The organism is Bacillus sp. JJ1566 (assembly GCF_036962685.1).
In the GTDB taxonomy this organism is placed as follows: domain Bacteria; phylum Bacillota; class Bacilli; order Bacillales; family Bacillaceae_L; genus Ferdinandcohnia.
On the sequence record NZ_JBALOP010000046.1, the window covers coordinates 724 to 13,111 of the forward strand.

At 37.0% G+C, this 12,388-nt stretch carries 8 protein-coding genes; 1 reads left to right on the top strand and 7 read right to left on the bottom strand.

What is annotated here, in order from left to right; all coding sequences use genetic code 11:
• Positions 1-257 precede the first annotated feature (257 nt).
• From V7112_RS17555 to speD, 3 genes are all read right to left on the bottom strand, one after another.
• Complete coding sequence (locus V7112_RS17555; RefSeq protein ID WP_335422199.1) at positions 258-965, bottom strand: TerC family protein; 708 nt, start codon at positions 963-965, stop codon at positions 258-260.
• A gap of 79 nt (positions 966-1,044) precedes the next feature.
• Complete coding sequence (locus V7112_RS17560; protein WP_335422201.1) at positions 1,045-1,182, bottom strand: FbpB family small basic protein; 138 nt, start codon at positions 1,180-1,182, stop codon at positions 1,045-1,047.
• A gap of 260 nt (positions 1,183-1,442) precedes the next feature.
• Positions 1,443-2,252, bottom strand: coding sequence for an adenosylmethionine decarboxylase (speD, locus tag V7112_RS17565; protein ID WP_335422203.1), 810 nt, complete (start codon positions 2,250-2,252; stop codon positions 1,443-1,445).
• Between the two features lie 410 nt (positions 2,253-2,662).
• On the opposite strand from speD, the gene V7112_RS17570 reads away from it, so the two are divergent.
• Positions 2,663-6,646, top strand: coding sequence for a bacterial Ig-like domain-containing protein (locus tag V7112_RS17570; RefSeq protein WP_335422205.1), 3,984 nt, complete (start codon positions 2,663-2,665; stop codon positions 6,644-6,646).
• A gap of 48 nt (positions 6,647-6,694) precedes the next feature.
• Here V7112_RS17570 and yhbH read toward each other — a convergent pair whose 3' ends face one another.
• From yhbH to V7112_RS17590, 4 genes are all read right to left on the bottom strand, one after another.
• Positions 6,695-7,876: a sporulation protein YhbH gene (gene yhbH, locus V7112_RS17575; protein ID WP_335422207.1), complete on the bottom strand. Its 1,182-nt coding sequence runs from the start codon at positions 7,874-7,876 to the stop codon at positions 6,695-6,697.
• A 429-nt stretch (positions 7,877-8,305) separates the two neighbouring features.
• The gene (locus V7112_RS17580; RefSeq protein ID WP_335422209.1) at positions 8,306-10,201 is read right to left on the bottom strand and encodes a PrkA family serine protein kinase; all 1,896 of its coding nucleotides are present in this window, start codon (positions 10,199-10,201) and stop codon (positions 8,306-8,308) included.
• Between the two features lie 512 nt (positions 10,202-10,713).
• On the bottom strand, positions 10,714-11,187 hold the full coding sequence (gene trmL / locus V7112_RS17585; protein WP_335422212.1) for a tRNA (uridine(34)/cytosine(34)/5-carboxymethylaminomethyluridine(34)-2'-O)-methyltransferase TrmL: 474 nt from the start codon (positions 11,185-11,187) through the stop codon (positions 10,714-10,716).
• Positions 11,188-11,282: 95 nt separating this feature from the next.
• On the bottom strand, positions 11,283-12,167 hold the full coding sequence (locus V7112_RS17590; RefSeq protein ID WP_335422214.1) for an amidase domain-containing protein: 885 nt from the start codon (positions 12,165-12,167) through the stop codon (positions 11,283-11,285).
• Positions 12,168-12,388 lie beyond the last annotated feature (221 nt).

The window sequence follows — 12,388 nt, forward strand, 5'->3', positions numbered from 1 at the left end:
AGACGTTGCCACAGGATGTGGCGTTCTTAGTCTTTGATCTTACGCTGTGAAAAATTTCCTTTAAAAAATCGTGGCATCCGCTGGAAGCGTTAATATTATTTAGTCGGGGGTTAATGCCTCGACTAAATAATATTAACCACTGTTCAATTATTAATATATTCCAGATTAAACCAGATGTCAATCTCTTCCATGCACATTTTATAAAATAATCAATACAATATAAAAGCGGACCCACACAAGAGTCCGCCATCATTTTACTATTCAGCTTTACTTAAAACTTGTTGTTCTTGTTGCTCTTCAGCATTGTTCGAAGCTTTTTTCTGCTTCAAATACCCAATTGCTACAACTGCAGCAACAACTAGGATTTCAAAGCCATACTTCACAAAGCCATTACTAAATACTGGGCTTAGGAATGGTTCTGCAACAATCATCTTTGAAGCAGTCCAAGCTAAAATCGCTGCACCAATTGTAATGATGATTGGGAATCGATCAATTAACTTAATGAACATGGTACTTCCCCAAATCATAATTGGAACTGAAATAATAAGTCCTAATACCACTAATAAGAAGTTACCTTGAGCAGCACCAGCAACCGCTAATACATTATCTAGACCCATTAGAGCGTCAGCAATAATAATGGTTCGAATAGCGGCCCAGAAGCTTCCAACTGCCTTAATTTCATGGCCTTTATCATCTGTTAACAGATTATAGGCAATCCATATAAGAAGGATACCTCCGACAACTCGTAAACCTGGGATTCCAAGAAGCCATACAACTGCTAAGGTTGCAGCAATCCTAATTGCAATCGCTCCTACAGTTCCCCAAATAATTGCCTTTTTCTGTTGTTCTTTTGGTAAATTTCTAGCTGCTAAGCCAATAACAATGGCATTATCTCCTGCAAGCACCAAATCAATCCCAATAATAACTAAAAGTGCGGTTAAAAATTCTAAGCTAAAAAGTTCCATCAAAGATCTCCCTTCTCTTTCTATAAAAATTTTATTCTATCAAATTAGGAAAAACATAATTGCCTTTCACTAGAATAAACTACTTCACTGTTGTTATATATCTATCATCTAAACGCTTTTCAATCTTTTCAAGCTCTTCCTTGTCTTGTAAAATCTCTTCTTTATTCTTTTTAATTAATTCCTCTAATGATCCTGTTTCTATCTTTCTTTTAAGCATACCTTTTCTCACCTCTCGATCTTGCCCTAAAAACGAAAATGACCTCTACCGTAATTGGTAAAGGTCATAAAATAAAGACCTCTACCGTAAGCGTGGTAAAGGTCTTGCTAACAACGAATAAGTTGCCAACAAAGCCGAGAGTGGCGACACTCTGAAATGACGACTTTGCTGTAAAAGCTACTCCCCTTTAGGAGAACAATATTCAAAATATTTATTATTAAAATCAATTTTACATGTAGTTTATTCTATTGTCAACACTTTTAAATAATATTTTTCCCGTAAAAAATTTCATCCATCTCCGTAATGAGCTTTTCTGCAATAGTTAATTCCTCTTCAGGTGTAAGTTTTTCCTTCGTGTTGCTGAAAAATAAATAATGTTCGAGGTCAAATTCCTTCAGCTTGCATTTCGTGTGAAAAATATTTTCCTGATACACATTCACATCGATCATATGATACATTTCTTGGATTTCGTCCGGAATATAGTTTTGAATGGAATTAATTTCATGGTCAATAAACAGTTTATGTCCGGTCACGTCTCTTGTGAATCCACGCACACGATAATCAATCGTCATTACATCCGTTTCGAACGATTGGATCATATAATTTAATGCTTTTAAAGGAGATATTTCCCCGCAGGTTGACACATCAATATCCGCTCGAAATGTACTAATCCCTTCATCTGGATGTGATTCTGGATAGGTATGAACGGTGATATGACTTTTATCCATCTGTGCAACAACAGATCCTGGAATCGGTCCTGGGGACTCTTCAAACGCTTCATCGGGTGACTCATCAACAGGTCCTTCTGATACTAAAATCGTAACACTTGCCCCCTGCGGTACATAGTCCTGCTTAGCAACATTTAAAATATTTGCACCGATAATATCCGCAACATTGGTTAATATTTCGGTTAAACGATCGGCATTATATACATCGTCAATATATTCAAGATATGCATTACGTTCCTTTAAAGACCTTGTATAACAGATATCGTACATGTTAAAGCTTAATGATTTCGTAAGGTTATTGAAACCATGTAGTTCTGTTATCTGATTTGGAGAAAGCTTCATTTAATTGTCCCCTTTTTCTATATTTTTTCCATATTTTTATGTTGGTTGAAACGCGGGATTCTATTCATTTTATATGGATTTAATTAATGGACAAAAAAAATCCGGCTAAATAGCCGGACACTGTAAATGATATGATCATTTAAAAGGGGGGTATGAAAAAGCTTATCTTTTCCATGTCTTTATACTATCCAGAAAATATGAACAAACTATGAATAAAGAATTAAGTTTCTATTAATAATGACTTTTTGCCCCTTTTTTATATAACACATATAATCATTTGATTAGATGCTACCAAAATCATAATATTCGAACATTTTGCAAGCAAATTATACACATTAATGAGTATCCTTGCTATGGTAGTCTATGTTTGTAATCGTTTACAAATAATTTAAAAAATAGGAGGGCAAATGGTGAGAAAGTTTAAACGTATTGTAGCAGTGCTAATGTGTTTTCTTTTATTGTTGCCAAATTTAGGCTGGAATGTGTTAGCGGCTGAAGATGTATCAACTGAGATGATTCAAATTCCTGAATCCTCTAATTGGAAAGGTGCTGTCGGTGGAGATGTTGGTGGTAATGATAAAATTTCTGCTGATAACTTTTTAATTAAGGAAAATGATGACGGCTCGGTCAATATGAGTGTAAAAAACAATCGAGGGAAAATTGCAAATGACTTAGAAGGAATCGCTTATTATTTTCAGCAAGTTGACCCTACTGAAAACTATGAATTGGCTACAAAGGTCAAAGTTGATTCCTTTGATGCGAATAATCAAGTTAGTTTTGGTGTAATGCTTAGGAGCAATCTATTAATTTCAACAGAAATAAAAACAGGGGATTATCTTGCCGTTGGAGGAATCAGACAAGATATTCGAGGATTTTTTAAAGAGGGGTCGGAATCATATAAATACCCAGATGAACTTGACTTTACCGCGAATAACCCTGCACCTGGTGAGGAATACATACTTAAACTTAGAAAAGAAGGCAATGTCTATCAATTAACGGTTGGTGAAGAAACAAAAACTTTTACTGACTTTACTGGAGAAATCAATTATGTTGGTCTTTTTGCTGCGCGAAATATAAGCGTCATCTATTCTGACATTCATTTAAACAAACTTAAAAAGGTGCAAAGATTAGAAGTAAACAGCGAAAACATGAAAACTGAATATCTGACCGATGAGGAATTAAACCTAGATGGATTAGTTGTTAAAGCTATTTACGATAATGGTGAAGAAGCTATTTTATCCGAAAATGAATATATTGTTACCGGATTCGATAGCAGCACAGTTAGTACAAATACAATTACTATTAACTTCGGTGGTGCTAAAGAGACTATTGATCTCACAATTAAGGCGCTAACATTACTAGATTTATCAATTAAGTATTACCCAGCTAAAACTGTTTATTACCCTGGCGACAAATTTGATCCAGCAGGTTCAGAAATACTAGGTACTTTTAATAATGGAGAAACTTACTCGCTTTCCGAAGACCAAATCGACTTTACCGTTGATAATGTAACGATTGACGACAATTTTTCATTTAATAAGCCAGGAACTACGACAATTTCTATTGTTCCAAAGGATTTTCCAACTGTTACGAAGAGTTTTACTGTAACTGTTAAAGACACCGAACTTAAAGGGCTGGAAGTAGTAAAACAACCTGCAAAAACACAGTATTTTATCGGGGATGAACTCGACCTTACAGGAATGGTCGTTTATGGCATCTATAAAGATAAATCAAAAGTTAGATTAATGGATAACGAATACACTGTTTCCGGTTTTGAATCTAAAACAACTGGTAACAAAAATGTGGTAATTAGCCATAAAGATGCTAGTGAAACGATCACTTTCAATGTAAAAGAAAAAGAAGCATTAAAATTAAAGATAACTCAGTATCCAACTACAACTTTTACGGTTGGTGATAGTTTTACATCTGATCGATTAGAGGTTTCAAAGATATACGATAATGGAGATCAGGAAGTATTATCATCTGATGCATATGTTATTGACTCTAGCACGTTCAATAGTGATAGGACTGGAATGTATTCGATAACTGTGACACCTAAGATGGATGTTCTTGATCCGGTTACTTATAAAGTTACAGTGAGAGATCAAGTAGAGTACAAATTTGAGTTTATTCGCTTTGGACAATCTACATCAGACGGAAAAAATACAATTGAGTACTTAGAAAACGATACTGTTCGTTTAGCAGCGGTTGATGGTGCAGGTAAAATTACCGGTGACCATGATGGTATCTCCTTCTATTACACTGAAATTGATGCGGATGAAGATAATTTCGAACTCTCGGCTGACATTAAAGTAATTGAATATGCAAAGAATCCTCATGATGGACAAGAATCCTTCGGAATTATGGCCAGAGATGCTATTTTTGAAAGTGGCGACCAAAAAGGAATCTTTTCAAGTAATATTGCTGCAATCGGCGGATTCTCGGGTGGTACGAGAGAAGATAATGGAACTCAACTATTTGTAAGAACTGGGGTAACATCACCGGACGGTACAGGAAGCCAAGGCATACAGAAAGAAATGCTAAAGGCAGAAAGACCAACAGCTGATAATACGAAAGAATACCGTCTTACTCTCAAGAAAACAAACAATGGATTTACTGGAATCATAAATGACGGTGATCAGATGATCGAAAAAGATATCTATGCACCAGATATCCTAAATGTTCAAAATGGCAAAGCGTATGTTGGTTTCTACACTGCAAGGGTCGCAACAATCGAGGTTAGCAATATTGACTTTAAGGCAACTGCGGCTGCAACAGATGCTCCTAAAGGTGAAGCACCTGTTAAAGAGGTCACTCCTCAATTTGACATTTTATCATTGGACAAGACCTCTGAACCAAATTATCGACTCATTGTGCAATCCAATGTTAATGGTTCTGTAACAATTAAAGAAGGCAATGAAGTGATTGGTTATGATGTACCAATGAAGGCTGGACAAAAATTTGAGATTCCAACAACGATAGCCCAAAATGCAAATACAAACTTTAGCTTTGTATTCATCCCAGACGAAACTCAAAAACTAACAAACTATGATCGAATTATTCAAAACTTCACAGTTGAAATGAAAACCTATGCTGAAGATGGAAATATTTATGTATCACCGAACGGCTCAAGCGCTGGAGATGGCTCAAAGGAAAAGCCGTTAGACTTAGATACAGCGATTGCGTTTGTAAAACCAGGTCAGCACATCTATGTGATGGAAGGTCAATATGTAAGAAATAGAATACTAGAAATTAAGAAATACAATGATGGTACTAAGGATGAAATGAAGTACTTATGGGCTGACCCCGAGGCTGAAACTCGACCTGTAATAGATTTTGATAAGAAAACAGAAGGTGTTATTCATAGTGGGAACTATTGGCATGTAAAAGGCTTAGATTTCACACAATCTGCTGGCAACACAAAAGGTTACACAGTTGGCGGACACCATAATATTATTGAAAATATTAAAACATATGCGAACGGTGACACCGGTTTACAAATCAGCCGTACAGATGATTCGAATCGGATCGCTGATTGGCCATCCTATAACTTAATTCTAAACAGCGAATCATTTGATAACCGAGACCCGTCTGATAATAATGCGGATGGTTTTGCTGCAAAATTAACGGTTGGTGAAGGTAATATCTTCAGGGGTACAATTGCTCACAATAATATCGATGACGGCTGGGACCTTTATACAAAGGTTGGTACGGGTGCAATCGGAGCTGTCACTATTGAAGAAAGTATTGCTTATAACAACGGATTCCTAACAGATGGAACTGTTGGCGCTGGCGATAAAAATGGATTTAAGCTTGGTGGTGAAGGTGTACATGTCCCTCACATCATCAAAAATAGTGTTGCATTTGGTAACGGTGCAGCAGGTATCACAAGTAATAGTAACCCAGGAGTAATTGCAGAAAACAACTATGCCTTTAATAATGCTGGTGGAAATATGATTTTCACAACATACGGTCAGATTATACCTGATTTTACAATTAATGGGTTCCTATCATTCTTTACTGTAGATAGTCCAGAGAAATCGAGGGACAATTATCAACATCCTGATACAGATAAGAACTTTATGTTTGACGGTACGCAATCCGTAAATCAATCTGGTGTCGTGCTTCCAGATGAAGTCGTTCAGTCGTTAGCTACTATTCAAAACTTTGAACAAAACCAGGATGGTACTATTATTTGGAACGGTGTTTGGGATACGTTTGGTGAATTTATGGCACAGTTTGAAGAACCAGGTGAGGCTTGTGTAAAACCGGGTAAAGGACCAAAAACGGAGAAACCTCAAAGACCAGGAAAAAATCCAATTCCAGGATACTGCAAAAAGACTGAAAAACAGGTAAAAATCGGCTACTTAGATTTGTACAGAAATTTTATGTAATTACCCTATAGCTTCATAGGAAAAGAGAGGATCTCCCCTCTCTTTTTTTCACGCATACATCTTATTTTCTTCATCTTTCTTGAAAAAGCTCTTCATCGCATGAAAGACGTCTGCTTTTTGTTTTAAAATATAATACTTAAATCGCTCATCTTCAATGTTTTTATAGGCTGACATGAGGGTAGAATGACGGTTATACTGATTAACCTCACCATAGCCAAACATATTAGAAACCTTCATTAACTCACTAACTAATTTTACACATCTTGCGTTATCTGACGTTAAATTATCTCCGTCCGAGAAATGGAATGGATAAATATTAAAGCGTTCTGCTGGATACTTGTCATCGATGATTTCTAATGCTTTGCGATATACAGATGAACAGATGGTTCCTCCACTTTCCCCTTTTGAGAAAAAGTCCTCTTCAGATACAACCTTTGCCTCCGTGTGGTGGGCTATAAATTCAATTTCGACTGTTTCATATTTTGTGCGCAGGAATCGAGTCATCCAGAAGAAGAAGCTTCTTGCCATATACTTCTCCCATATCCCCATTGATCCACTCGTATCCATCATCGCAAGTACAACCGCCTTTGAATCTGGTTTTACAATTTCATTCCATGTTTTAAATTTCAAATCTTCACGATAGATTGGATGGAAACTCGGCTTTCCAGCCATCGCATTTCGTTTGTAAGCTGACATCATTGTCCTTTTCTTATCGATATTCCCCATTAAACCCGTACGACGGATATCATTAAATTCGATATTTTCAACAATGTTTTGATCCTGTTCTTTTCGTTTCAGATTTGGCAGCTCCAACTCTTTAAACAAAGCTTCCTCAAGCTCCATGAGAGATACTTCAGCCTCATAATAGTCCTCACCCGCTTGATCGCCTGCACCTTGCCCTTTTCCGGGACCGGCCTTCCCTTGATTTTGTCCTGAGCCATCTCTAGCTATGACGTCACCTACCTGGCTATCTCCATCCCCTTGGCCAACATGTTTATTTTTGTCATAGTTATAACGGATTTTATATTCGTCTAATGATCGAATTGGAATTTTAACGACATCTTTTCCGTTTGACATGATAATACTTTCTTCCGTTATCAAATCAGGTAAATTATTCTTTATTGCATCCTGGACCTTTTCCTGGTGTCTCGTTTGATCATCATGGCCTTTGCGATGGAGGGACCAATCTTCTTGGGAAATGACAAAATTCTTTGAATTACCTTTCGACATAATCTTTCCCCTCCCTAATTATTTTTTTAAAACCATTCACATTTTTACACTGACCTTCATACATTATCTTGACGGTTTTCGATAAAGTTTCGTAAAACGAATAACTGTACGTATCTACACTGATTGGAAATAAAAAAGAGACCATTTACCATCTACCTTAAACAAAAATGAAGCAATAGTAGATTACTCTATACTATGCAAAAATATCGTATTATTGACAAAAGATTTCGCGAATTGGGCATTAAGTCTTAAAAATAGACAAGTTCCAGCATTTATGGCATTAATAGCGTTCCTTTGTTTTGGTTAAAAATGGACATGTCTTTGCGCAACTAAGGTCCTAATGAAAAATAAGGGATTAGACCACATTCGGTCTAACCCCTATAACTTTATTCAGCATTCATTACAATGCCAAGGCATATTTGATTGAAGTTATCGATTCAATAAGCTTCCTACATAACGAAGCAGTTCATTAGCTGATGTTGAATTATATCCGTGTTCATCAATTAATCTTGCTACAACTTCATTGACCTTCTTCAGCTGTTGCTCATCTGGTGTCTTTGTCGAAGTAGTAATTTTTACGACGTCCTTAAGGTCAGCAAATAATTTCTTTTGGATTGCCTCACGAAGACGTTCATGTGAATTGTAATCAAATCTTCTCCCTTTTCGTGCATAGGCCGAGATTCGAATGAGGATTTCCTCACGAAATGCTTTCTTCGCATTTTCGGAAATTCCAATTTGTTCCTCAATCGAGCGCATTAACTTTTCATCTGGATTCATTTCTTCGCCAGTCAATGGATCACGAAGTTTATTTTTATTGCAGTATGCTTCAACATTATCGAGATAGTTATCCATTAATGTCTTCGCAGACTCTTCATAGGAATATACAAATGCCTTTTGAACCTCTTTTTTCGCGATATCATCATATTCACGTCTAGCAATCGAAATGAAGTTCAAATAGCGCTCACGGTCTTCATTTGAAATCGACGGGTGATGCTCAAGACCATCCTTTAAGGAACGCAATACATCTAATGCATTGATAGATGGATTTTCCTTTCGAATGATGGTTGATGAAATTCGGTTGATCACATAACGTGGGTCAATCCCGCTCATACCCTCATCCTGATATTCCTTTCGGAGTTCTTCCACATCGACTGCATTAAAGCCTTCCACACTTTCTCCATCGTACAATCTCATCTTTTTAATAATATCGATATCACCTTTTTTAGGCGCTTTTAATCTTGTTAAAATGGTAAACATCGCCGCCACTCTGAAGGTGTGTGGTGCAATATGAACATCACGGACATCACTTTCCTTAATCATCTTTGCATAAATGCGTTCTTCCTCAGAAACACGTAAATTATAAGGAACAGGCATGACGATGATACGCGAATGCAACGCCTCATTTTTCTTATTGGAAATAAACGAACGATACTCTGTTTCATTCGTATGAGCGACGATAAGTTCATCTGCAGAAATTAAGGCAAACCTTCCTGCTTTAAAATTGCCCTCTTGGGTTAAGGATAGTAAGTGCCAGAGGAATTTTTCATCACATTTTAACATCTCCTGGAATTCCATCATTCCACGGTTTGCTTTATTTAATTCTCCATCAAAACGATAGGCGCGCGGGTCTGATTCTGACCCAAATTCAGCAATGGTTGAAAAATCAATACTTCCTGTTAGATCGGCAATGTCCTGGGATTTCGGATCTGATGGACTAAACGTTCCGATCCCGACACGCTTATCCTCAGAGAAGAATATTCTTTCAACCCTTACATCTTCAATTCTGCCGCCATATTCTTCTTGCAATCTCATCATATTGAGCGGTGACAAATTACCTTCGATTCGAACCCCGTACTCATCAAAAAAGTCTTCCCTTAAATGATGTGGAATAAGATGAAGTGGATCTTCATGCATCGGACAGCCTTTAATTGCATAAACAGCCCCCCGCTCTGTATGTGAGTAGGTTTCCAAACCTCTTTTTAACATGGAAACGAGTGTAGATTTACCACCACTAACAGGTCCCATTAATAATAAAATTCGCTTTCGAACATCTAGTCGTTTGGCAGCTGGATGAAAATACTCCTCAACTAGTCGCTCAAGGGCCACCTCGAGACCAAACAATTGGTGATCGAAGAATTTGTACGTACGTTGTCCATCTTCCTCTTCAACACCTGCATCTTTGATCATATTATATACTCTAGAATGAGCAGACTGAGCAACCCATGGCTTTTCCTTTAGAATTTCCAAATATTCAGCGAAGGTTCCTTCCCACTTCAAACGTTGTTCCTCTTCACGAAACTGTTCTATCTTTTTTAAGATATCCATTAATTAGGGGCCTCCTCCATCTTTGATGTCTCTTGCACGGTTTAATAAAATGTATGCGAGGATGTCCTTTAACATGCTTTAATCTTACAAAATTCAACATGTCCACTCTGCACTTTTAAAAAATAACCTTTGTTTTCCCGATTGGACAAATTGAAAAATATTTCAATAAAAAAACGGGTATACAATGTTAAAGGAGTTCCTTCTAGTGTATGTGCCTAATTTTGAAAGGTGCGAAAATGTTTACATTTTGTCCATAGATAACATTCACACAAAATTGAAATTGGGTTATAATACACGTAGATGTGTTTTATAGGAAGGATAATTGAAGGTTCAAATCATTTGAGCTTCATACATAAAGGAGGAAAAAGCACATGAATTTAATCCTAATTTTAGGCGTAATTGTAACATTTTTAACTGCTATCTTTACTTCTGGCTACGAAGACAAGCCAAGTGTAAACAAAAAATAGTATTAAAAATGACCTTTACCAAAAATGGTAGAGGTCATTTTCATTTTACGTAAGTTCAAGATAATTTTGTTGTCTTAACGCCTCATATACGATAATTGCTGCAGTATTAGATAAGTTTAAAGAGCGAACTTTTCCCGACATTGGAAGGCGTACAGCCCGCTCTGTGTTGTTTTGGATAAGATCCTTAGGCAGACCTGTTGTTTCTCTTCCAAATATAAAGAAATAGTCTTTTTGTAAATCACTAAAATCAAAGGATGTATGTGTTTTTTTTCCGAGCTTCGTGATGAAGTAAAACTCTCCATCCTTATATGTTGAAAAAAGCTCCTCTAATGAATCGTAATCATGTATTTTTACAAACTCCCAATAATCTAATCCCGCACGTTTAAGTCTTTTGTCTTCAGTCGAAAAACCAAGTGGTCGAATTAAATGCAGAGTTGTATCTGTTGCTGCACATGTCCGTGCGATATTCCCAGTATTTGCAGGAAGTTCTGGTTGGTATAATACGACGTGTAATCCCACTTTCGTTCACCTCAATCGTTATTATACCAAATAAAAATCAAATGCGCCTTGGCCTATTTGCCACCATTTTACCTCCTGCCGAATCACGTTAATTATTAGTTATTGATGATGTGAAAAAACTTATATTTGATATTTGGCGTGTAGGCTGTTGAATCATAGTAAGACCAATACCTCATCCGGCTGTTTTGCGTTTGAGCATTGACAAGGGGATAGCCTTCCATATCCTTTGCCACAATAATCGTGTTGTGGTTAAATCTCCCGTCTCCCTCAAAGTCATAGCAAATGATGTCACCCAATAACAGCTCCTTTGGGGAGGAAACCTCTTTTGCTTGTAGACCTCTTTGTGATCCAGTTAAATACCACCTTAATGAGTTAGCAACAGTCCAGCTATAGCTCCAATTGTTATTTTGCATCCACCAGCCTTTACTGCGATTCGGATACCCATACATCGGTGCGCCACCCGCATGGAGGCATTGCGAAATAAAGTTCGTACAATTATCTGTGAACTTTTTATATTTTGGATTGTAATCATTCCACCAACGCTCTGCGTATTGGACCGCTGCAAGTCGGTTATATTTAAAACTTCTCGTATCTTCTTCTGGTACTTCCCGGTCCATGGGTTCATAGTAGTTATCTATTTCCTTTGGAACCTCTTCGTCGCTTATTAATTTATTTAATGTAAATACAGCCTTTCTTTCTTCGCAATGCTCTTCGATGTACAGATTTTTATTTTGACGAATTAAATATTGATAATGAACAAGATAGTTCAGATGCATTTTCCCATCCACTTCATTTTTGCCGATGATTTGTCCGTTTGTATGGCATTTGACCATTTCCGCTGAACGTTTTCTAAGTAGCTCTTTTTTCCGCCGAATAAACTCAAGATCTTTATCTGGTAATTTTACAGTGGAAGTTCTTTCTGTATTTCCAACCAGTAATTGAGCTTTTGTCTCAATCACCTTTGCTAATGTCGTCTTCATCACCAACACCACCTTCAAGCCGTGATATTACACAATATGAAAGGAAATGGATTTTAAGTAGAAAATATTTAGTAGGCTGAATGCGTCCTTGCGTTCGGAGGATGGATTTGCGTGTACGCGGGACGGATTTGCGTCGTACTTTTGATATTTGTGTGTTTGCTGGCATATTTGCGTCTTACTTTTGATATTTGCGTCTTCGCGGCCATATTTGCTTCGTACTT